Origin of the sequence: Pseudomonas sp. PDM16, assembly GCF_014851865.1 — a bacterium.
Lineage (GTDB): Bacteria > Pseudomonadota > Gammaproteobacteria > Pseudomonadales > Pseudomonadaceae > Aquipseudomonas.
On record NZ_JACVAM010000007.1, the window covers coordinates 64645 to 84572 of the forward strand.

Annotated in this window: 22 protein-coding genes; 10 read left to right on the forward strand and 12 right to left on the reverse strand. The window is 63.2% G+C overall.

Annotated features, from left to right (window positions below; genetic code table 11):
• Nucleotides 1-17: 17 nt before the first annotated feature.
• Nucleotides 18-1274, reverse strand: coding sequence for an NAD(P)/FAD-dependent oxidoreductase (locus IB234_RS20980; RefSeq protein ID WP_192321652.1), 1257 nt, complete (start codon nt 1272-1274; stop codon nt 18-20).
• A 137-nt stretch (nt 1275-1411) separates the two neighbouring features.
• Between IB234_RS20980 and chrA the strand changes: the two genes are divergently transcribed.
• Nucleotides 1412-2752 carry a chromate efflux transporter gene (chrA, locus tag IB234_RS20985; protein WP_192321654.1) on the forward strand — a complete coding sequence of 447 codons (1341 nt, stop codon included), beginning with the start codon at nt 1412-1414 and terminating at the stop codon, nt 2750-2752.
• 58 nt (nt 2753-2810) lie between these two features.
• On the forward strand, nt 2811-4400 hold the full coding sequence (locus IB234_RS20990) for a sensor domain-containing diguanylate cyclase (protein ID WP_192321656.1): 1590 nt from the start codon (nt 2811-2813) through the stop codon (nt 4398-4400).
• Here the strand turns inward: IB234_RS20990 and IB234_RS20995 are convergent.
• Nucleotides 4397-5092 carry an aspartate/glutamate racemase family protein gene (locus IB234_RS20995; protein ID WP_192321659.1) on the reverse strand — a complete coding sequence of 232 codons (696 nt, stop codon included), beginning with the start codon at nt 5090-5092 and terminating at the stop codon, nt 4397-4399. The genes IB234_RS20990 and IB234_RS20995 overlap by 4 nt on opposite strands.
• Nucleotides 5093-5268: 176 nt before the next feature.
• On the opposite strand from IB234_RS20995, the gene IB234_RS21000 reads away from it, so the two are divergent.
• Nucleotides 5269-6153, forward strand: a complete 885-nt coding sequence (locus IB234_RS21000) for a pseudouridine synthase (protein ID WP_192321661.1) — start codon at nt 5269-5271, stop codon at nt 6151-6153.
• On the opposite strand, the gene IB234_RS21005 is transcribed toward IB234_RS21000, so the two are convergent.
• Complete coding sequence (locus IB234_RS21005) at nt 6154-7068, reverse strand: AraC family transcriptional regulator (protein WP_192321663.1); 915 nt, start codon at nt 7066-7068, stop codon at nt 6154-6156.
• 111 nt (nt 7069-7179) lie between these two features.
• Complete coding sequence (locus IB234_RS21010; protein ID WP_192321665.1) at nt 7180-7923, reverse strand: substrate-binding periplasmic protein; 744 nt, start codon at nt 7921-7923, stop codon at nt 7180-7182.
• A 304-nt stretch (nt 7924-8227) separates the two neighbouring features.
• Here IB234_RS21010 and IB234_RS21015 point away from each other — a divergent pair, with 304 nt between their 5' ends.
• Nucleotides 8228-8536 (forward strand): putative quinol monooxygenase, encoded by a 309-nt coding sequence (locus IB234_RS21015; protein ID WP_192321667.1) that lies wholly within the window; start codon nt 8228-8230, stop codon nt 8534-8536.
• Here IB234_RS21015 and IB234_RS21020 read toward each other — a convergent pair.
• The 3 genes from IB234_RS21020 to IB234_RS21030 form a co-directional block, all read right to left on the reverse strand.
• Nucleotides 8512-8964 (reverse strand): hypothetical protein, encoded by a 453-nt coding sequence (locus IB234_RS21020; RefSeq protein WP_192321669.1) that lies wholly within the window; start codon nt 8962-8964, stop codon nt 8512-8514. The two genes, IB234_RS21015 and IB234_RS21020, sit on opposite strands and share 25 nt — an antisense overlap.
• Complete coding sequence (locus IB234_RS21025; RefSeq protein ID WP_192321671.1) at nt 8964-9269, reverse strand: I78 family peptidase inhibitor; 306 nt, start codon at nt 9267-9269, stop codon at nt 8964-8966. The genes IB234_RS21020 and IB234_RS21025 overlap by 1 nt, the downstream gene beginning before the upstream one ends.
• 68 nt (nt 9270-9337) lie before the next feature.
• Nucleotides 9338-9937, reverse strand: coding sequence for a short chain dehydrogenase (locus tag IB234_RS21030; protein WP_192321673.1), 600 nt, complete (start codon nt 9935-9937; stop codon nt 9338-9340).
• A gap of 113 nt (nt 9938-10050) precedes the next feature.
• Here IB234_RS21030 and IB234_RS21035 point away from each other — a divergent pair, with 113 nt between their 5' ends.
• Nucleotides 10051-10962: a LysR family transcriptional regulator gene (locus IB234_RS21035; RefSeq protein WP_192321675.1), complete on the forward strand. Its 912-nt coding sequence runs from the start codon at nt 10051-10053 to the stop codon at nt 10960-10962.
• On the opposite strand, the gene IB234_RS21040 is transcribed toward IB234_RS21035, so the two are convergent.
• The gene (locus tag IB234_RS21040) at nt 10959-12191 is read right to left on the reverse strand and encodes an NADH:flavin oxidoreductase/NADH oxidase family protein (protein ID WP_192321678.1); all 1233 of its coding nucleotides are present in this window, start codon (nt 12189-12191) and stop codon (nt 10959-10961) included. The two genes, IB234_RS21035 and IB234_RS21040, sit on opposite strands and share 4 nt — an antisense overlap.
• A 79-nt stretch (nt 12192-12270) precedes the next feature.
• Between IB234_RS21040 and IB234_RS21045 the strand changes: the two genes are divergently transcribed.
• From IB234_RS21045 to IB234_RS21060, 4 genes are all read left to right on the forward strand, one after another.
• On the forward strand, nt 12271-12687 hold the full coding sequence (locus IB234_RS21045) for a MerR family transcriptional regulator (RefSeq protein WP_192321680.1): 417 nt from the start codon (nt 12271-12273) through the stop codon (nt 12685-12687).
• 264 nt (nt 12688-12951) lie between these two features.
• On the forward strand, nt 12952-13365 hold the full coding sequence (locus IB234_RS21050; protein ID WP_192321683.1) for an HPF/RaiA family ribosome-associated protein: 414 nt from the start codon (nt 12952-12954) through the stop codon (nt 13363-13365).
• Between the two features lie 146 nt (nt 13366-13511).
• Nucleotides 13512-13664 (forward strand): hypothetical protein, encoded by a 153-nt coding sequence (locus IB234_RS21055; protein ID WP_192321947.1) that lies wholly within the window; start codon nt 13512-13514, stop codon nt 13662-13664.
• A 151-nt stretch (nt 13665-13815) separates the two neighbouring features.
• The gene (locus IB234_RS21060) at nt 13816-15129 is read left to right on the forward strand and encodes an NAD(P)/FAD-dependent oxidoreductase (protein ID WP_192321685.1); all 1314 of its coding nucleotides are present in this window, start codon (nt 13816-13818) and stop codon (nt 15127-15129) included.
• A 114-nt stretch (nt 15130-15243) separates the two neighbouring features.
• Here the strand turns inward: IB234_RS21060 and IB234_RS21065 are convergent, their stop codons facing one another.
• Entirely contained in the window at nt 15244-16062 is an 819-nt protein-coding gene (locus IB234_RS21065; protein ID WP_225580736.1) for a sulfotransferase domain-containing protein, read from the reverse strand.
• A gap of 423 nt (nt 16063-16485) precedes the next feature.
• On the opposite strand from IB234_RS21065, the gene IB234_RS21070 reads away from it, so the two are divergent.
• The gene (locus IB234_RS21070) at nt 16486-17448 is read left to right on the forward strand and encodes a bifunctional GNAT family N-acetyltransferase/nucleoside diphosphate kinase regulator (protein WP_192321687.1); all 963 of its coding nucleotides are present in this window, start codon (nt 16486-16488) and stop codon (nt 17446-17448) included.
• A gap of 143 nt (nt 17449-17591) precedes the next feature.
• On the opposite strand, the gene IB234_RS21075 is transcribed toward IB234_RS21070, so the two are convergent.
• Genes IB234_RS21075 through IB234_RS21085 form a run of 3 tightly spaced genes read right to left on the reverse strand, consistent with a single transcriptional unit; the run spans nt 17592 to nt 19928 of the window.
• Complete coding sequence (locus IB234_RS21075; RefSeq protein ID WP_192321689.1) at nt 17592-18389, reverse strand: ABC transporter ATP-binding protein; 798 nt, start codon at nt 18387-18389, stop codon at nt 17592-17594.
• A gap of 4 nt (nt 18390-18393) precedes the next feature.
• Nucleotides 18394-19170 (reverse strand): ABC transporter permease, encoded by a 777-nt coding sequence (locus IB234_RS21080; protein ID WP_412547941.1) that lies wholly within the window; start codon nt 19168-19170, stop codon nt 18394-18396.
• Nucleotides 19167-19928: an ABC transporter permease gene (locus tag IB234_RS21085; RefSeq protein WP_192321691.1), complete on the reverse strand. Its 762-nt coding sequence runs from the start codon at nt 19926-19928 to the stop codon at nt 19167-19169. The genes IB234_RS21080 and IB234_RS21085 overlap by 4 nt, the downstream gene beginning before the upstream one ends.

A 19928-nucleotide genomic window follows, 5' to 3' on the forward strand; every position in this document is an offset into this window, starting at 1 on the left:
TGTTTTCATCTGCGCGCTCAGGCTGCTGGTGTGGGCAGCAGCTCCTTCAGCGGCCGGCTGTCGTCAGCCAGCTGCTCGGCGGTCACGGCGATACCTTCGGCCACCAGCCGCTTGGCGGCGATGAAGTCCTGCGGGCGGTTCACCGTGTCGGCTGCGAGCACCTTGCCGTCCCTGAGGTAGAAGGCACTGAAGCTGTCGGTCAGCGGGTCGCCTCGCAGCACCAGGCGTTCGAAGCCTTCGGACAGGCCGACCATCTTCAGCTTCAGCTCGTACTGATCGGACCAGAACCAGGGCACCGAAGCGTAGGTCTTGGCCTTGCCGGCCATGCCGGCGGCGGCCACGCGCGACTGTTCCAGGGCGTTGGGTACCGACTCCAGGCGCAGTCGGCGGCCGAGTAGCGGATTGGGATGGTTGGTGCAGTCGCCAGCGGCGTAAATGTCCGGGTCGCTGGTGCGAGCCTGTTCGTCGACGAGGATGCCATTGTCCACCGCAAGGCCGGCCTCGGCAGCCAGTTCGGTATTGGCGATCAAGCCGATGCCGACCACCACCAGGTCGGCCTCCAGGCGGCTGCCGTCGGCGCAGATCACCGCGCTGACCAACTCGTTTGCGACCTCCAGATCAGCCACCTGCACGCTGATGCGGATGTCCACGCCGGCCTCGCGGTGCTTGCGCTCGTAGTAGGCCGACAGCTCGGCCGCCGTGACGCGTTGCAGCACGCGCGGCAGGGCTTCCAGTATGGTGACTTCCAGACCCTGGGCCACGGCTGCGGCGGCCACCTCCAGACCGATGTATCCGCCGCCGACGATGGCCAGGCGCTTGCCAGGGGCCATCTGTGCGCGGATCAGCTCGACATCGTCGAGGGTGCGCAGGTAGTGGAAGTTGGAGCAGCGCTCGGCGGCCATGGCATTCGGTACCGCCAGCGGTCGTGGGCGGCCGCCGGTGGCGATGGCCAGCTTGTCGTAGGTCAACTGCTTGCCATCGGCCAGCGCCAGGCGCTTGTTGGCGCGGTCGATATGGGTTACTCGCACACCACCGAAGAACTCCACGCCGGCCTTGTCGTAGGCCATCTGCGGGCGGATCGACAGGCTGCTTTTCTCCACGCTGCCGGCCAGATAGGCCTTGGACAGCGGCGGGCGATGGTAGGGCAGATGAGCCTCTTCGCCGAGCAGCAGGATGCGCCCCTCCCAGCCCTCGTTACGCAGGGCGATGGCCAGTTCACCGCCGGCATGGCCGGCGCCGATGATGATGGCGGTAGAGGAAGCTGCGTCTGTCATGGTGGCCTCGGGCAGAAGGAAAACTGGTCGCTAGTGTATGCATCCGCGCTGGCCAAGTCCCGGCCGAAGATGCCAATCGCCATGCCGTTGTCGCAATGCCTATGGCAGCATGGCCGGCAATCCGGGGGAGGGCACGCATGCAGACCGAGGGACCGCAGCCGTTGAGCTGGCGTGAGGCGTTGAGATTCTGGCTGAAACTGGGCTTCATCAGCTTCGGTGGGCCGGCCGGGCAGATCGCCATCATGCATCAGGAACTGGTGGAACGCCGTCGCTGGATATCCGAGCGAAGGTTTCTGCATGCCCTCAATTACTGCATGTTGCTCCCGGGACCGGAGGCCCAGCAGCTGGCCACCTATATCGGCTGGCTGCTGCACCGTACCTGGGGCGGCGTAATCGCCGGCGTGCTGTTCGTGTTGCCGTCGCTGCTGATCCTGATCCTGCTGTCGTGGTTGTACATCGCCTTCGGCGACCTGGCCCTGGTGGCCGGTATCTTCTATGGCATCAAGCCGGCGGTGACCGCCATCGTGCTGCATGCGGCCCACCGCATCGGCTCGCGGGCGTTGCAGAACCGTTGGCTGTGGGGCATAGCCGCGCTGGCTTTCGTCGCCATCTTCGTGCTGCAGCTGCCGTTCCCGCTGATCGTGCTGGGTGCAGCACTGCTCGGTGTGCTCGGCGGGCGTGTGGCGCCAGGGTATTTCGCCCTCGGTGGCGGCCAAGGTGCGGCGCAGAACGCCTACGGCCCGGCGCTGATCGACGATGACACGCCGACACCAGATCACGCGCGCTTCCGCGTCTCGCGCCTGCTGCTCCTGCTGCTGGTCGGCGCCGTGCTCTGGTTGCTGCCGATGGGGCTGCTGACCCTGGCTTTCGGTTGGCAGGGCAGCCTGACCCAGATGGGCTGGTTCTTCACCAAGGCCGCGCTGCTCACCTTCGGCGGCGCCTATGCGGTGCTGCCCTATGTCTACCAGGGTGCCATCGGCCACTATGGCTGGCTGACGCCGAGCCAGATGATCGATGGCCTTGCCCTGGGCGAGGCCACTCCGGGACCGCTGATCATGGTGGTGGCCTTCGTCGCCTTCCTGGGGGGATACGCCCAGCCGGTGTTCGGTGCCGACTCGGCCTTCGCCACTGGCGCGCTGGCGGCCTGCCTGGTGACCTGGTTCACTTTCCTTCCGTCGTTCCTGTTCATCCTCGCCGGCGGCCCGCTGGTGGAGGCGACCCATGGCGAACTGAAGTTCACGGCACCGCTGACCGCCATTACCGCGGCGGTGGTGGGGGTGATCGTCAACCTGGCGCTGTTCTTTGCCTACCATGTGCTCTGGCCTGAGGGCTTTGCGGGTGCCTTCGACTGGCGGTCGGCGCTGATCGTCCTGGGTGCGGCTTTGGCACTGTTCGTGTGGCGCCGTGGTGTGATCGAGGTGCTGCTGGCCTGTGCAGTGGTGGGGCTGGCGGTCCATCTGGCACGAGGCCTTTATTGACCCTGGCGAGGCTTTTCTATATTTGATTCAGAAAAGCAGAGGTGAGCAGCGGCATTCGATGAGCAAGAGTACGGGCGCATGGCGCACGCACCGCAGCTGGTGGCAGAGGCCGTCGATCCTGTCGCTGGCCCGGGTGTTCGTTGTGCTGGTGTGTGTGTCCCTGGTGGCCACGGATGGCTGGCTGATCTGGAAGGCTCGCCAGGTACAACTGCGTGATGCCGAGATCGAAACCTCGAACCTGGCCTCGGCGCTGGCCCGCCAGGCCAGCGATACCCTGAAGAAAGCCGATACCGTGTTGCTCGATCTGGTCGAGCGGCTGCAGGTCGATGGCACCGATGCCGAGCAGCGGCTGCGTCTGCAGGGCCTGATGCGCCAGCATGTGCAGCAGCAGGCCGAGTTGCATGGCCTGTTCGTCTATGACCGTGACGGCAACTGGCTGGCCAATTCGTTCGGTGAGGTGCCGCCCGGCGCCAACAATGCCGATCGCGAATATTTCATCTATCACCGCCTGCACCCGGATGATCACGGAGCCCATGTCGGTCTACCGGTGCGTAGTCGCACCACCGGTGACTGGATCATCCCGCTATCGCGGCGCCTTGAGGATGCCCGGGGAAACTTCGCCGGGGTAGCGTTGGCGACGATTTCCATCGACTTCTTCCGGCAGTTCTACGGCACTTTCGATATCCGCGAGAGTGGCACCATCAACCTGGTGCTGAACGATGGCACGGTGCTGGTGCGTAGCCCTTACACCGAGACGGCGATCGGCACCAGCATCGCCAATGGGCAGATCTTCAGCCGCCTGCTGCCCCAAAGCCCGACGGGCACCGCGATGCTGCCCTCGATCGTCGATGGCGTGCTGCGCATGTACAGCTACCGGCAGATTCAGGGTTATCCGCTGGTGGTAGTGGCCGCCCTGGCCGAGCGCGACATCCTGGCGGATTGGCGTGCGGATACCACTCGGCAGCTGTTCGTCGTGATCGTGCTGGCCAGCCTGCTGGCCCTGTTTGGCTTCTACCTGCTGCGGCTGATCAAGCAGAGCCAGAAGACCGAAGCCGAGCTGACGGCCACCCGCGACGCCCTGCGCTCGTTCAACAAGCGTCTGGAGCAGCAGGCTCTGGAGGATGAGCTGACGCGCCTGGCCAATCGCCGTCGCTTCATTCGCGCCCTCAGCGATGAGTTCGCCCGCGCCGTGCGCAGCCAGAAGCCGTTGGCACTGGTGCTGTTCGACGTCGACTACTTCAAGCAGTACAACGACATATATGGCCATTCGGCCGGTGATGAATGCCTGCGCAGGGTCGCCGGAGTGATTCGGGACGGTCAACGGCGTCCAGCGGACATGGCTGCGCGCTACGGGGGTGAAGAGTTTTGCCTGCTGCTCCCCGAGACAGATGCTCATGGTGCCTTGCAGGTGGCAGAGCAGATCCGACTGTCACTGGAGGATCTGGCTCTGCCGCATACCGGCTCACCTTGGCAGCGAGTCAGCCTGAGCGCGGGTGTTCATGTCTGCCTGCCGTCATCGGTAGCAGCCGATGACGGCGGCCCGGAGCAGTTGATCCAGGGCGCCGACAAGGCGCTCTACGCAGCCAAGGCCGCTGGTCGTGATCGGGTGGTGAGATACGACGACAGGGCAGGGCAATTGACCGATTAGGTCGAGAGGGCTTCCTGCGCTGCTGCTCTGGCATGCAACAGGGTGGTGTCGAACAGGGGCACCGATGCATCAGCCGTACCGACCAGCAATCCGATCTCGGTGCAGCCGAGAATCACAGCTTCGGCGCCACGCTCGACCAGTCGCTCGATCACCTGGCGATAAACCTGGCGCGATTCCTCCCGTACGCTGCCCAGACACAGCTCTTCGTAGATGACCCTGTGCACCTCGGCACGGTCGGCATCGTCCGGTACCAGTACCTGAATTCCATGCCGGCTCTCCAGGCGCTCGCGATAGAACGGCTGCTCCATGGTGAAGCGGGTGCCAAGCAGACCGACCCGATGCAGCCCGGTGGAAAGGATGGCTTCTGCGGTTGGATCGGCAATGTGCAGCAGCGGAATGCTCGTGGCCTGCTCGATGGCATTCGCCACCTTGTGCATGGTGTTGGTACAGAGCACCAGGAAATCTGCGCCGGCGCGCTCCAGTGCTGCCGCTGCCTCGCCCAGCAGGGCGCCGGCGCGCGCCCAGTCGCCGCTGCGTTGCAGCTGTTCGACTTCGTGGAAGTCCACGCTGTACAGCACCAGGCGTGCCGAGTGCAGGCCACCCAGGTGAGACTTCACCGCTTCGTTGACGAGGCGGTAGTACGGCAGGGTGGACTCCCAGCTCATGCCGCCGATCAGGCCGATGGTTTTCATCGCTTCCTCCATATTTTTCCCGGCCCATGGTGCGCTTGTGCGGCGGGGGCTGGCAGCTACAGTGTGTGGCGAATCGGGGCTAACAGATGGCCGGTTGCGCCCCGTGAGACGAGAGGGGGCGGTGTTTTCCTGCCGCCTGGGGAATAATGCGCAGCTTCTTCACCGGGCCTCACGTCATGTCTTCCTCTTCTCTGAACGTTCGCCCCAGTTACCTGCACCTGCCGGCTGGCAGCTGGGCGACCGTACTCGATTGCCTGTGTGCGCGCTTCCCGCAGATATCCCGCGAGACCTGGCTGCAGCGCATGGCGCGCGGGCTGGTGCTGGACGACCAGGATCGGCCGCTGGGGCCGGAGGCGCCGTATCGCGAGGCGCTGCGGGTGCAGTATTTCCGCGAGATCGAGAATGAGCGCAAGATTCCCTTCCAGGCCTGCGTGCTGCACCTCGATAAGCACCTGCTGGTGGCGGACAAACCACATTTCCTGCCGGTGATGCCGGCAGGTGACTACGCCGAGGAAACCCTGCTTACCCGCCTGGTGCGCGAGACCGGCAACCCGCACCTGGCGCCGTTGCATCGCATCGACCGGCACACGGCGGGGCTTGTGTTGTTCTCGACCGAGCCGGCAAGCCGCGGCGCTTACCAGGCGCTGTTCCGGGAGAAACGCATCGACAAGCGCTATCAGGCCATCGCACCGGCCCTGCCGCAACATCAGTTCCCGCTGCGTCGGCACAGCCGTCTGGAGAAGGGCGAGCCGTTCTTCCGCATGTGCGAAGTGGAGGGCGAGCCGAACAGCGAGACCTTGCTGGAGGTGCTGGAGCGGCGCGGCGAGCTGTGGCGCTATCGGCTGTTCCCGGTCACCGGCAAGCAGCATCAGTTGCGCGTACACATGGCTGCCCTGGGGGCACCGATTGTCAACGACACCTTCTATCCCGAGCTTATCGATGAGAAGGGCGTGGACGATTTCACTCGCCCGCTGCAGCTGCTGGCCCACAGCCTGACCTTCGCCGATCCGCTGAGCGGTGAGATGCGAGGCTTCGAGAGTCGCCTTGAACTGAGCTGGTAGTCAGACCGCGCTGCGCAGTCGTGCCAAATCGCGTACCGGCGGTTCGCCGAACAGGCGGCTGTATTCGCGGCTGAATTGCGACGGGCTCTCGTAGCCGACCTTGTAGCCTGCGCTCGACACATCCAGGTTCTCGCACAGCATCAGTCGCCGTGCTTCCTGCAGGCGCAGCTGCTTCTGATACTGCAGCGGGCTCATGGCGGTTACCGCCTTGAAGCGGTGATGCAGGGTGGACGTGCTGAGGTTGGCCACCCGCGCCAGTTCGTCGATGCGCAGAGGCTCGTGGTAGTGGTTGTTCAGCCACTCGATGGCGCGGTTGACCCGATGAGCCTGGGTGTCGGCGGTGGCGATGTCGCGTAGCAGTTGACCCTGGGCGCTATGCAGCAGGCGATAGAGAATCTCTTGTCGCACCAGCGGGGCGAGCATGGCGATATCTCGTGGGCTCTCCAGCAGTCGCAACAGGCGTAGTACGGCATCCAGCAGCGGACCGTCGAGCCGGTCGACATGCAGACCACGACCGCTGCCTCGATTGGGCACGCCAATCGGGCCGGCGGCGGCCAGCAGGCTGCCGATCTCGTTGGGGTCGATGTCCAAGCGCAGGCTCAGATAAGGAGCCTCGGGGGAGGCCAGGGTGACTTCGCCGGTGACCGGCAGAGTCACCGAGGCCACCAGGTAATGCAGCGGGTCGTAGCAGTAGGTCTCGTCTTCCAGACGCACCATCTTCTGCCCCTGGGCCATGATGCACAGCGCCGGGCGATACAGGCAGTGGGTGATGGGCGACGGCTCGGTGGCCCGGTACAGCACCAGGTCGGGTACTGCCGTTTCGGCGGCCCCGATGCCGGGGCAGAATTGGGTGATCAGCTCGGCCAGTTCCTGACGCTGAGTCTCCAGGTAGGGCTCGGGGGGCATGTCTGACATGATGGTCTCCAGTTGCCCGCAGCTTAATCCGCAGGGCCAGGGAAATCCCGCCTGGCTGTCGATATCGGCAGAAATAGGCAAGTCGCTAGCAGCTTTGTGCAGACCGGCGCATCAGCGGGCGAACTCCGCATAGAGCTGCTTGTAGCGACCATCCCTGATCATTTGCTCCAGTGCGGCCTGCCAGCGCCGGACTTCAGCCAGAGGCGTTTCCTTAGACAGGGCGATATAGCCGCGGTCCTCACCCAGCGAGACGGCACTGGATACCACTTCGGTTGTGCCTATCTGCGCCTCTTCCAGCTTGCGGTCGAGGTCTGTGTCGGCTGAAGCCACCAGCCATACGCGTCCGGCATCGAGCATGCGGAAGCAGCCCGCGTAGGAGTTGGCGCGTTGCAGGTCGGTGAACCCGTGCTCGGTGAGCAGGCTGTCGTGAGAGCTGCCATTGAGTACGCAGACAGGTAGGGGAATGGCATCTGCCAGGCTGCGGATGCCGGTTGGACGCTCCTTCATCTCATACAGGTAGTCGGTTTCTTCCAGTGTGGGACCGACCCAATGCACCAGGTGCTCGCGATCGGGAGTCCGGCTGAGATTGAACAGCACGACATGGGGGCGTGACTGAACCAGCTTGAGACCGCGAGCCAATGGCACTTCGACGATCTGCTCCGATTGCTCCAGATCCTTCAGCAGGGCGCGGACCAGTTCGACGTAGAAGGCCCTTTTGCCGCCGTGCGGAAGTCCCCGCAGCGTACCGTCGACCATGCCGGCCTGGTTGCCCAGGCTATGGGTATAGACCTGCCACTGCACGCCGGATGCCGGGAGCGTGGCAAGCATCAGCAGGGTGAGCAGCAGACTTCTCAAAACCGATCTCGGCGGGCAGGGGGGCGTGGAGAGTGCAATGTCCGAGCCGTGTGCGCAACTCCCCATTGGTTTTAAACGGAGGGTGGCAGGATCGTGCAAGCAGCCGGCAGTTTCCGGCTAACGCCGCTGCTATCTGCCGGCGCATGCTCCACCTCGCCCCGCCGCCATCTGCACACCAACAGCCGAGGATCATGCCATGTGGCCACTTGCCGACTATCGCCACATAGAACGCCAGCCTCTCGCGATGGTGAGGGGAGTGCCGTTCCGTCATTCCGTTCCGCAAGGACCTTGCAGGAGACAGGACATGAATCAAGCGATAACCAGCCTGGCCTGCTTCCAGGCTCGCGAGGGTGCCGGTGAGGAGTTGGGGCTGTGCTTGCGCGAACTGCTGCTTCAGGCCCGTCGCGATGAGGGGTGTCTGAGCTGCGAACTGCGGCGTGATCACCGCAGTGCTGACGGCTGGCAACTGCAGGGACGATGGGGTTCCGAGTCCGCGCTGGACGCTCACCTGCAGCTGCCGCACATGCAGGTGCTAGGGCAATGGGTGGAAAACGGCTTGATCCGCCGGATGGAGATGCGTGTGGACGTCTACTCGGCGGGCTGTGCCTCGTAGCGGTAGGTGCCGCTGTCGAGATCAAGATCGATGCGGACCTTCCAGCTGCTCTGATCGTGGCCGTTCTCGGCCAGACCCTCCACTGTGACCCGCGAATGGTCATCGCTGCTGCAACTGAGCCGGGAGAAGCCCATTTCGGCGTGGTCGTTGTTTATCTCGACGAAGCCGTAGCCACGCTCCACTTGCCAGTTTTCTCCGGCATCGTCCGGTAAAACGCTGTCGACGAAGATCAGGTCCTGGGCATACATGGTGAAGCGCAACAGGCGCAGCTCGGCGATTCGCTCTCCAAACTGTCGGGTGCCGCACTCGACCACCTGGCGCAGGTTGGCGAAGCGTTCACGGGCCTCCTCATAGCCAACTTCCCGGCCGAGCGCCACGGCCTGGTCGGCCAGGCAAGTGACGAGCAGTCCGCACATCAGGGCGCGCATCAGCCGCAGCTCAGGCGAATGATGGTGTCGTCTTCATCGATATCGATGTTCAGGCGCCTTGGGTTGTAGTCCATGGTTACCGGCTGGTTGGGCTGGGTCACGCGCAGGAGTTCGGCGCCGGCTTCGGCGCGAGCTTCTTCGGCCATCTCGGTCGTGATGCGCTTGTCCACCAGATGCTGAACCGGTTCGGCATTGCAGCGGCCATCGCCCTTGGCGGCAGCTGGTTCTCCCTTGTCCGGGCTGGAGGCGCAACCGGCGAGCAGGGCGGCGGCGAGCAGGGCGGAGAGTGGCAGGGTTCGAGTCATGGTTTGCGTCCTTGTCTGAATCACGCCCCCACCGTGCCATCGTCGGCCCGCTCAGGCAACCGCCCCGGTCACAGTACGCGATAGACCTGGCCCGTCTGGTGGCCCTCCGCGCTCTTGGCATAGGCCAGCGCCACGGTGGCTGCCGGAACCGACTTGAAACCACGGAAATAAGGGCCGTAGCCAGGCAGAGACTCTTCGAGGATGGTCGGGCTCACGCTGTTGATGCGCAGGCCGCGTGGCAACTCGACGGCGGCGCCACGAACGAAGCCGTCGACCGCCGCGTTGACCATGCTCAGGGCGCTGCCGAATCGGATCGGGTCCTCGCTGAGCACGCCGGAGGTGAGCGTGAAGGACGCTCCGTCGTTGGCGAACTCGCGGCCGAGCAATACCAGGTTGACCTGGCCCATCAGCTTGTCCTCCAGGCCGACGGCGAACTCCTTGGCGGTCAGCTCTTCCAGCGGTCCGAAGTGGCCGTTGCCGGCGGCGCTGATCAGCGCGTCGAAATTGCCGGTCTGCTCGAACAGGCGGCGGATAGAGGTCGGGTCGGTGATATCTACTTGCAGCTCTCCGCTGGTGCGGCCGACACGGATGATCTGGTGGCGGTCGCCGAGCTCGTGGTCGATGGCCTTGCCGATGGTTCCGCTGGCGCCGATAAGGATGATCTTCATTAGCTGTACTCCCATGGGTGATTGACGGGGTCAGCTTAGGCGCTGCTCTGTTGCTAATAATCCGGCCAATGTGAAACATTTGGTTCTCAATAGGAAACAATGAGCGCCACGTCATGAGCGAACTGGAGGACCTGTCTGCCTTCGCCCTGCTGATTGAGGTCGGCAGCTTTACCGCTGCGGCCGAGCGCCTGGGTTGCAGCAAGGGCCAGCTGTCCAAGCGCATCAGCGGCCTGGAGCGCAGCCTCGGCAGCCAGTTGTTGCACCGCACCACCAGGCGTCTGCACCTGACTGCAGCCGGTGCGGCGCTATTGCCCGAGGCACAGGCGTTGCAGGCTCAGGCCCAGCGCGCACGTCAGGTGGTGCGAGGGCTGCAGGAGGAGGTCAGCGGTACGGTGAGGCTGACCGTGCCGGTATCGCTGGGCGAGACCTTCTTCGATGCGCTGCTGCTGGATTTCGCCAGCCGCTACCCGCAGGTGAGGGTCGAACTGGACCTGGCCAACGTCTATCGCGATTTGACGGCGGAAGGTTTCGACCTTGCCATACGCTCCGGCGTGAGCCCGGACGAGCGCCTGGTGGCGCGGCCGCTGTTCGCCCTGCAGGAAATCACCTGCGCCGCGCCAGCCTATCTCGAACGGCATCCCGCACCGCAGGTGCCGGCCGAATTGAGTGCGCATAGCTGCCTGCTCAACACCCACTACAGCGGTTTCGAGGAGTGGCTGTACCACCGCCAGCACCAGTTGGAGCGGGTGCGGGTATCCGGCCAGTTGGCCAGTAATCACTACAGCCTGTTGAAGAAGGCGGCACTGAATGGTGCGGGCGTGGCGCGCCTGCCGTCCTACATGGTGCAGGAGGAGTTGGCCGACGGTCGCCTGGTCTGGCTGCTGCGCGATTACCAGACGCGCAGCACTCCGGTGTTTCTTGTGCACCCCTGGCAGGGCAGCCTGCCGCGCCGTACCCAGGCCCTGGCGGATTACCTACTGGTGTGGTTCGAGCGCAGCCGCCAGGCGCTGGATGGGCTGCGCTAGGCGTTTTGCGCTGCGATCCAGCGCTTGTACTGGCGGGTGCGTCGGGCGCTGCGCAACTGCTCGCCGATCAGGGCGCGCAGCGGCGAAACCTCAGGATCGGGCTGGCGGCCCAGGCTGAGGCGGCGTAGCTGGAATTTCACCAGTGCCATGTAGGCCAGCGAGGCCAGGGCCTTGCGCTTCCAGCGGATCGGCGGCAGCTCGGCGCTGTGTTCTCGGCCCTGGCGCCACTGCTCCGGCAATGTCGGGTCGATGGCCAGGGCGGTAGCGATGCCGACCATGCTGACGCCACTGTCGACTACCTGCTCGACGACCGGTAGACGGCGAATGCCGCCAGTGACCATCACCGGCATACGCGCCACGGCAGCGATCTCACGGGCGAATTCAAGGAAGTAGGCCTCGCGCGCCAGGGTGCGGCCGTCGCGGGCGTCGCCCTGCATGGCTGGCGCCTCGTAGCTGCCACCGGACAGCTCGACCAGGTCGACATCCAGTTCATTGAGCATTTCCACCACACGCTTGGCGTCGGCAGCGTCGAACCCGCCGCGCTGGAAGTCCGCCGAGTTCAGCTTGACCGCCACGCAGAAGCCTGGCGAGACGCGTGCGCGCACGGCCTTGACCACCTCCAGCAACAGACGGGCGCGGTTCTCTAGCGAGCCGCCCCAGCTGTCCGTGCGCTGGTTGGACAGCGGCGAGAGGAACTGGCTGAGCAGGTAGCCGTGGGCGGCGTGGATCTGCACCCCGGTAAAGCCGGCGCGTTCGGCCAGCTCGGCGCTGCGCGCGAAGCGCTGGATCAGTGCGCCGATTTCCGTGTCGTCCAGCGCCTTGGGTAGCGGGAACATCTTCGACAACCCACCCAGCTCCAGCGCGACGGCGGAGGGGGCCACGGTCGGCTGGCCGAGATTGGCCTGCATCTGCCGGCCGGGATGGTTGAGCTGCATCCACATCTGCGCCCCACGGGCACGGCCGACTTTGGCCCACTCGCTGAACTTGGCCAGTTGCCGGTCGTCCTCCAGCACCACGCCGCCAGGGCCGGTCATCGCTCGGCGGTCGATCATCACATTGCCAGTCAGCAGCAGGCCTGCACCGCCTTCGGCCCAGGCCTGGTAAAGACGCATCAGTTCGGTCGATGGTGCCTGATCGGCATCGGCCATGTTCTCTTCCATCGCGGCCTTGGCGATGCGGTTGGGAATCTGGGTGCCGTTGGACAGTTGCAGAGGCTGGAAGGCGGACATGGAGGGTCTCCCGGTGGACGATGGGGGAAGCCTAAGATTAAAGTTAACTTCAAGGTCAATACCCTGCGGAGACATTCCTATGAAGATCGGTGAGCTGGCCAAACGCACCGGCCTGGCGGCCTCGCGCATACGTTTCTATGAGGCCAGCGGTCTGATCGCCGCGCAGCGCCAGGCCAACGGCTACCGCGAATATCCCGCGCAGACCGAGCAGACGCTGGCGGTGATCACCCGTGCCCAGCAGTCCGGTTTCAGCCTGGAGGAGATTCGCCGGCTGCTGCCCGACCCGGTGGCGCAGAGCTGGCCGCACGACGAACTGCTCGTCGCACTCAAGCGCAAGGTCGAGGAGATTGAGGCCATGCAGGAGCGGCTGGCGCAGAACAAGGCGCAGTTGCTGGCGACCATCGCCGATATCGAGAACAAACCCGAGGGCATGCAGTGCAACGAGAATGCCGAACGGATGATGGCCAGCCTGCGGGCTCGGCAGCAGGACGAGTGATCCACGCAATCTGACGAAACATTCGCACGGCAGGGTGCGACATCTTGGATTTGCCTGACCGGGTCGGCTGTAGTAAGACTGGAGTCAGAGATTCTTCGGACCGCGACGCCGTCGCTGTCCAATCGAGTTGTGTGGCCCGGCAAGGGGAGTGGTACGTCGATGGCGACGTATTGCGCTTAGCAGGCAACACCAGAGGAGATGCTTTAACCGCCTGACCCTGCGGCCTCGACACCTCGGAACACCCCAGGAAAACGAGGAAGCCCTATGCAAGTTCAAGTTCACACGAACCAGATCGAAGGTGGTGCTCGGCTTCAAGAGTGGGTCAGCGCAGAGCTGACAGACCGACTCGACCATTTCGACGAGCTGCTGACCCGGGTGGTCGTGCACATCAGCGACGAGAACGCGCACAAGTCCGGCAGCGACGACAAGCGTTGCCAAATCGAGGCCCGGCTCAAAGGCCATCAACCCATCTCCGTGACGCACAAGGCAGATGCCATGGGCTCGGCCATCGACGGCGCCGCCGAGAAAATGCGTCACGCGCTGGAACACCTGACAGGCCGTTTGGAGGCCAAGAGCATTTCCACCGGCCGTCTGGCCGATGCGGGTGACGTACAGCTCACCGATGCCCTGCTGGAAGAGGAGTTCCTGGAGAAGCAGGACGAACTCGAACGCGGCTGATACCGCTCTCCCTGATCCAACCCAACCGCCCGACAAGGGCGGTTGTCGTTTCTGCAGGTTGAGTTCAGGATTGTTTAGTAAACGATGAACTGAGTGTGTAAAGAATCCGATTTAACCCCGGCTAGCTGGCGTGCGAGTCTCATGGCATGAGTTTGCCCAGCCGTCGTTCCAGCCGCCTCTCCGGTCCGTGCCTGTCCAGGCTCGGCGGCGCCGACACGCTGCTCCCCGAAATCCTCGCCTTCTGGGCGCTCTGGCACTGCCGCCATGCGCGCCCCCCGGATGCCGTTCTCGCTACCTGAATAACGCAGCCGCGTCATGTTTGCGGCTCGCATTTCAGCTTTGCCTGGCCATCCCCTGTCTTGTGGCACGACCAATCTTGCCGGTATCCGGCGCCATTTACGGTGGAGAAGACTTGGTCGTGCTCCACCTTACGTCGATAAGGAAAATCCAATGAACGCCGCCACTCAACCCGTGATCGCCGCCGCCGAGCGGGCCAAGTCCTACTACAGCGCCACGCTGAACGAGGAAACCAACTACCCGACCCTGCAGGGCCAGGTCAGCGTCGATGTCGCCATCATTGGTGGCGGCTTCACCGGCGTCGCCACCGCGGTGGAGCTGGCCGAGCGCGGACTCAAGGTAGCCATCGTCGAGACTAACAAGATCGGCTGGGGCGCCACCGGGCGCAACGGCGGCCAGGTCACCGGCAGCCTGTCGGGCGATGCGGCCATGCGCAAACAGATGCGCAACACCCTGGGCGAGGAAGTCGACGACTTCATCTGGCACCTGCGCTGGCGCGGCCACGAGATCATCAAGAACCGCGTGGCCAAGTACGGCATCCAGTGCGACCTGCGCCACGGTCACCTGCACGCGGCGATGAAGCCCTCGCACATGGACGAGCTGCGCAGCTCCTACGCTGAGGCCATCGAACGCGGCATGGGCGACGACGTCAGTCTGCTCGACGCCGCCGGCGTGCGCGAGCACCTGGCAACCGATATCTACATGGGCGCGATCAAGAACACCCGCAACATGCACCTGCACCCGCTCAACCTGTGCATCGGCGAGGCCAAGGCCGCCGAGAGCCTGGGCGCTCTGATCTTCGAGCATTCCGAGGTGCTGGACATCGTCCAGGGCGCCAACGCGGCGGTGATCACCGCCCAGGGCCGCATCGACGCCAAGCAGGTGCTGCTGGCCGGCGACGTCTACCACAAGCTGGCGCGCCAGCAGCTCAAGGGCATGATCTTCCCGGCCATGGGCGGCATCGTCACCACTGCGCCGCTGGGCGACCTGGCCAAGGAGCTCAACCCGCAGACCCTGGCCGTGTACGACTGCCGCTTCGTGCTCGACTACTACCGCATGACCAACGACGGCCGCCTGCTGTTCGGCGGCGGCGCCAACTACTCGGGCCGTGACTCGCGCGATATCGCCGCCGAGCTGCGTCCGTGCATTGAGCGCACCTTCCCGCAGCTCAAGGGCGTGGAGATCGAGTTCCAGTGGAGCTGCGCCATGGGCATCGTGATGAACCGCATCCCGCAGCTGGGCAAGCTGTCGCAGAACGTCTGGTACTGCCAGGGCTACTCCGGCCACGGCATCGCCACCACCCACATCATGGGCGAGATCATGGCCAACGCCCTGACCGGCACCCTCGGCCACTACGATACCTTCGCCGCCTGCAAACACATCAAGGTGCCGATGGGCGATGTGTTCGGCAACCCGATGCTGGCCGCCGGCATGTGGTACTACCAGATGATGGAAAAGCTGCGTTGAGAGAGGCGTGGGCATCTCGTTAGACGCGATCCACCCTGTTGCGCACGGCGTGCAGCCGCAGTTCAGTTCGTGGTGCGGGTATATCGCTGGAGTCCTTGGAGCAGCCCCTGATGGTTAAATGGACCAATCAAGGGGGCGGCCAATAAGCTGATCAACTCGCTCCGTCAGTTTCTCGAACTGCTCATCCATGAGTAAGTGGCTTTCCGGTGTGATGAGGCTTTTGTAGGGCGGGGCAACGTTGGCGCAGGGCATGTCGCTGCCGAATCCAGCAATGTCCAGATCAAGAAATTCGCTGATGGACCGTATGGTGCGAATGGGTTGTGATTGTAGTTCGGCAAGGCTCATCACAAGAAAGCGCTCGCGTGGATAAAGATTGAAGTAACGCGCTAGCTGCCCATCGTAGAGGGAAGAGCGCATATACATGAAGTTCCAGAAGTAGTGCCGGCATGCGGTTTGGAAGGCGGGTGAGATAAAACGCTCAGCCTCAAGCTCTAATGCCGCGTGAAAACTCTCTGCCAATTCCAGCGGGTGACCGTCGGCGTGCAATGCACGGCGCATGTGTTGAAACAGTGAAAGCGCGCGGGCTTTGGGGTTGCGCAAAACTACTAGGAATTTTGCGTCCGGGAAAAGGCTGGAAAGAATGGGTGCCGTCTCATGGTTTGAAAAATAAACGTGAGAGGCATCGACGCGATACTTTTTGGTTGAATTGAACAGCTCGAAGTAAGTGACAGGGTTTTTAACTGCCTGGAAATAGCTGCAGAAAAAGCTTGGCTCTTTGATCTCGCTGACTTTGATGTCGTGGTGGCGTTCGAGCAGATGGTACAGCGAGGTGGTGCCGCATTTCCCTGCGCCAAGTATGAATAAGTTCGGTGTTGTCATAGTTGCCCTTGTCGATCCTTGTTCAAGTAAGGCATCGACCTCGACAGCACGCATGGTGCGTATTGATAGTCGAGGTGTTTCCGCTTTGCTGGTATCTGGTGCAGAACGCTGCTGGTCAGTGTGCAGGGCTGTTCTTCATCGTTCTAATGACCCCGATCAACAAAATAACGGCTCAGGTTCTGCGCGGCAGGTGCGGCTTGGCTTTGCTGCGTTGGGCATGGAGTCGTCAGTGTTCAAGAGTGCTTGCTGAGCGTTCTTGGACATCGCTCTTAGGGCGCGGTTGGTATCGCGAGAGGGATACGAGGCGCTTTCAGCCACAAGTACACTCGCTGCAGATCTGAAGAGGCTACCGACGCGTACGGGATGCTTGAGCGCCTGACTGGTTGCGATTTCGAACGGTGGCCTACTCGAACTTGCCAGGCTGTTCGGCATTGCCTGCGTTATGTCTTAAGATAACCGGCTGCCGAAAGAACCGTCATGGCTATAGCCATGAAGGGCTTTCATTCTTTACAGACAAGTGTGGTGAAGATGAACAAGCCTTTCATTTCGCTGTGCCCTGAAATTACCAGGGCACACGCGCTGACGCTGATGGACTGGTTGGATGATGAGCGCGTCACCTGCTACCTGAGCGATTCGCGTCATACCTCCCGCTTCATCGAGCAAGCCATCGATCGTACTCAGTTACCGATCCTGACCCATCTATTCAACCGGGGCGGCCGATTCTTCATGGCCTATGACCGGCACGACGCTCCGGTGGGCTTTGTCCGTCTCATCAAGACCGGCGCAAATTGCGAAATAGTCCTGGTCATCGGAGACAGCGATAAATGGGGCCACAACCTTGGCGCCAGCACCATCCGCGAAGGTATGAAACTGGCGTTCCTCGACATGCGGGCCGAAAAGCTCATCGCCAAAATCCACCCGGATAACGTGCGCTCACTAAAAGCCTTTCTGCGCAGCGGCTTTCTGCTTGAGAGCGAATCGCCTGCATTGAAATCATTTTCCATGACAGTGGGGCGCTATCTCCAGCTCTTGCGCGAGGGTACCGTTGGCGACTCCAGCAGGATCTACATCACTGAAATCGACAAAGCCAGGCTCGAGAGTCTGATCGCACTCGAGCAGGGCCAGGCCGTTGTTGAGCTCGAGCATGAGCTTGAACGAGCCATTGTCGTCAGGCCGCAGCAAGTGGCGTGCAATGTTGTCACGATGAACTCTAGGGCCTTGCTGCAGTTGGACGAGGAAGAGATCGAAGTGGCCTTGGTTTACCCGGAGGACGCGGACACCAGCGCCGGGAAGCATTCTGTGTGTTCCGACATCGGCGCTGCCATCCTGGGCTATCAGGAGGGGGACGCTATCGAGTGGCGTATTTCTGACCGGACCTGCCGGATTGCGATCAGGAAAGTGCTTTACCAGCCGGAGGCTGCGGGCCATTTCCACCTATGATTGCGCTTTTAGTTCAGTGACCGCCCATCAGGCGCGAGTATCTTCCAAAGTGCGGAGCCTCGCTTTCCGTACCTGATGTGGGCTGTATGCAAAAACGCTGCGCCGTTATAGATCGGCCAAGACTTGCCTGTTATCTGAAGTTTCTAATGGCTCTCCGTCAGCTCTGTAAGCAGCTCTTCCCGTAGTGTCTGCAGCTCTTGCGAATTGCGCTCGCGCGGGTGTGGCAGGTCGACCTTTACCTCATGGCGGATACGGCCTGGGCGGGCGTCCATGACGATGACGCGATCCCCGAGATAGAGCGCCTCCTCCACATCGTGAGTGACCATGATCATGGTGCTGCGCTGCTGCACCCAGATACGTTGCAGTTCGTGTTGCAGGTGCACGCGAGTGAGGGCGTCGAGGGCACCGAAGGGTTCGTCGAGCAGCAGCACCTTGGGGCGGGTGATCAGCGCGCGGGCGATGGCGGCGCGCTGAGCCATGCCGCCGGAGAGCTGGTGCGGGTAGGCCTGTTCGAAGCCGCTCAGGCCAACGAGGGCCACATGCTCGGCTACCAGATCGGCCTTTTCCTTCTTGCTCAGGCGCTGGTTCCTGAGGGCCAGGGCGATGTTCTGTTCGACGCTCTTCCAGGGGAACAGGCGGTGGTCCTGGAACACGATGCCGCGGTCGAGGCTGGTGCCCGACACGGACTCGCCGTCCAGCTGGATCTGGCCCTGGTAGTCGTTCTCCAGGCCAACGATCAGCCGCAGCAACGATGACTTACCGCAACCGCTGGCCCCGACGATGCTGACGAACTCTCCAGGCAGTACCTGCAGGTCAATGTTGTGCAGCACTGGCAGGACCTTGCCGTCGATCTGGTAGGCCTTGTTCAGGCCGCGGATCTCCAGCGCGCCGGGCTGGCGCAGGTCGTTACCGAGCAGTTGTGGATCGAGAATGGCGGTCATGAGGTTACCTATCGCGAAGGTTGCGCCAGCGCAGCAGGTGGCGGCTGAGGCGTGTAAACAGTTGGTTCATGGTGTAGCCGAGCAGGCCGATGCACAGCACGCCGATCACCACGACCTCCATGCGTGATCCGGTCTCGGCGTTCATCATCAGGTTGCCGAGGCCCATGCCGGTGGAGAGGAAGAGCTCGCAGCCCACCGAGCTGACCCAGGCGAAGGCCAGCGCATGCAGCACGCCGTTGGACAGGCTGGGCAGGGCGCTTGGCAGTTGTACCTGGGTGAACTGCTGCAGCGGCGTCAGGGTGTAGATGCGGCCGACCTCCTGATAGCTCTTCTCGACGTGGCTGAAGCCCTCGAAGCTGTTCAGCACCATGGGGTAGAAGGCGGCCAGGGAAACGATCAGTACCTTGGAGAACTCGCCGCTACCGAACCACAGGGCCAGTAGCGGGATCAGTCCGAGAATCGGCACCTGGCGCAGCGTGTGATAGAGCGGCGCGAGCAGACGCTCGGCGATACGCGAGTGGGCCATCAGCGCGCCTACGGCGAAGCCGGCGAGTACGCCATAGAGCAGGCCGAGGCAGGTGCGTTCGAGGCTGGCCGCCACGCTCAGCCACAGCTCGCCACTGGCCAGCAGCTCGTCGAGGCCTGCGCCGATCTTGCTCAGTGGCACGAAGGCGTACGCCTGGCTGGCGCCCTGACGCGACATGTATTCCCAGGCGGCGATCAGCAGCAGTGGCAGGAGCAGGCCGCGCAATGACGCGAGAAAGCGGAGCAGAATCTTCATGCGCGTGGTTTCCAGCGGAACAGGTGTTTTTCCAGGAGGCGGAAGCCGTAGTCGAGGGTGAAGCCGACCAGACCGGTCACCACCACGCCGACCATCACGATGTCGATACGCATCATCTGCCGGCTCAGCTCGATCAACTGGCCGAGACCGCTGTCGGCGGCCAGCAACTCGGCAGCGACCAGGACCATCCAGGAGCGGCTGAGACTGATGCGCAGGCCGGTGACTATGGGTGGTGCCGCGGCGGGGAAGGCCACGTCCTTGAGCAGGCTCCACAGCGGCAGGCGATACACCGCGGCCACATCGAAATAGCTGCGCGGAATGCCCTTCACGCCCTCGCTGGTAGCCAGGGCTACCGGGAAGAACGCCGCCTTGACCACGATCAGGATCTTGAAGGTCTCTTCGACGCCGAAGAACAGGATGAACATCGGGATCAGGGCGATGGAGGGAATCTGCCGCAGGGTATGGAACAGCGGGGCGCAGTAGGCCTCCACCCGCTTCGACAGGGCCATGGCGGTGCCGAACAGCAGGCCGCCGAGCGCGCCGAGAGAAAAGCCTATGGCCAGGCGTGACAGGCTGTTCTGCAAGTGTTCGCGCAGCTCGCCGCTGCCCAGCAGCTCGACGAAGGCTTCGTAAACATGCAGCGGCGGTACCAGCAACTGGGTTGGATACCAGCCGGCTTGAGCCACCAGGGCCCAGACGACGAGCAGTGCCAGTGGTGAAGCGAACCAGCTCAGGCGGTTGAGTGAGGCGGTCAGCAT

Excerpts from the sequence above, each read along its gene's own strand:
- IB234_RS20980 (WP_192321652.1), bottom strand. The coding sequence starts at position 1,274 with ATGACAGACGCAGCTTCCTCTACCGCCATCATCATCGGCGCCGGCCAT.
- chrA (WP_192321654.1), top strand. The coding sequence starts at position 1,412 with ATGCAGACCGAGGGACCGCAGCCGTTGAGCTGGCGTGAGGCGTTGAGA.
- IB234_RS20990 (WP_192321656.1), top strand. The coding sequence starts at position 2,811 with ATGAGCAAGAGTACGGGCGCATGGCGCACGCACCGCAGCTGGTGGCAG.
- IB234_RS20995 (WP_192321659.1), bottom strand. The coding sequence starts at position 5,092 with ATGAAAACCATCGGCCTGATCGGCGGCATGAGCTGGGAGTCCACCCTG.
- IB234_RS21000 (WP_192321661.1), top strand. The coding sequence starts at position 5,269 with ATGTCTTCCTCTTCTCTGAACGTTCGCCCCAGTTACCTGCACCTGCCG.
- IB234_RS21005 (WP_192321663.1), bottom strand. The coding sequence starts at position 7,068 with ATGTCAGACATGCCCCCCGAGCCCTACCTGGAGACTCAGCGTCAGGAA.
- IB234_RS21015 (WP_192321667.1), top strand. The coding sequence starts at position 8,228 with ATGAATCAAGCGATAACCAGCCTGGCCTGCTTCCAGGCTCGCGAGGGT.
- IB234_RS21020 (WP_192321669.1), bottom strand. The coding sequence starts at position 8,964 with ATGCGCGCCCTGATGTGCGGACTGCTCGTCACTTGCCTGGCCGACCAG.
- IB234_RS21025 (WP_192321671.1), bottom strand. The coding sequence starts at position 9,269 with ATGACTCGAACCCTGCCACTCTCCGCCCTGCTCGCCGCCGCCCTGCTC.
- IB234_RS21030 (WP_192321673.1), bottom strand. The coding sequence starts at position 9,937 with ATGAAGATCATCCTTATCGGCGCCAGCGGAACCATCGGCAAGGCCATC.
- IB234_RS21035 (WP_192321675.1), top strand. The coding sequence starts at position 10,051 with ATGAGCGAACTGGAGGACCTGTCTGCCTTCGCCCTGCTGATTGAGGTC.
- IB234_RS21040 (WP_192321678.1), bottom strand. The coding sequence starts at position 12,191 with ATGTCCGCCTTCCAGCCTCTGCAACTGTCCAACGGCACCCAGATTCCC.
- IB234_RS21045 (WP_192321680.1), top strand. The coding sequence starts at position 12,271 with ATGAAGATCGGTGAGCTGGCCAAACGCACCGGCCTGGCGGCCTCGCGC.
- IB234_RS21050 (WP_192321683.1), top strand. The coding sequence starts at position 12,952 with ATGCAAGTTCAAGTTCACACGAACCAGATCGAAGGTGGTGCTCGGCTT.
- IB234_RS21055 (WP_192321947.1), top strand. The coding sequence starts at position 13,512 with ATGAGTTTGCCCAGCCGTCGTTCCAGCCGCCTCTCCGGTCCGTGCCTG.
- IB234_RS21060 (WP_192321685.1), top strand. The coding sequence starts at position 13,816 with ATGAACGCCGCCACTCAACCCGTGATCGCCGCCGCCGAGCGGGCCAAG.
- IB234_RS21065 (WP_225580736.1), bottom strand. The coding sequence starts at position 16,062 with ATGCGTGCTGTCGAGGTCGATGCCTTACTTGAACAAGGATCGACAAGG.
- IB234_RS21070 (WP_192321687.1), top strand. The coding sequence starts at position 16,486 with ATGGCTATAGCCATGAAGGGCTTTCATTCTTTACAGACAAGTGTGGTG.
- IB234_RS21075 (WP_192321689.1), bottom strand. The coding sequence starts at position 18,389 with ATGACCGCCATTCTCGATCCACAACTGCTCGGTAACGACCTGCGCCAG.
- IB234_RS21080 (WP_412547941.1), bottom strand. The coding sequence starts at position 19,170 with ATGAAGATTCTGCTCCGCTTTCTCGCGTCATTGCGCGGCCTGCTCCTG.
- IB234_RS21085 (WP_192321691.1), bottom strand. The coding sequence starts at position 19,928 with ATGCTGACCGCCTCACTCAACCGCCTGAGCTGGTTCGCTTCACCACTG.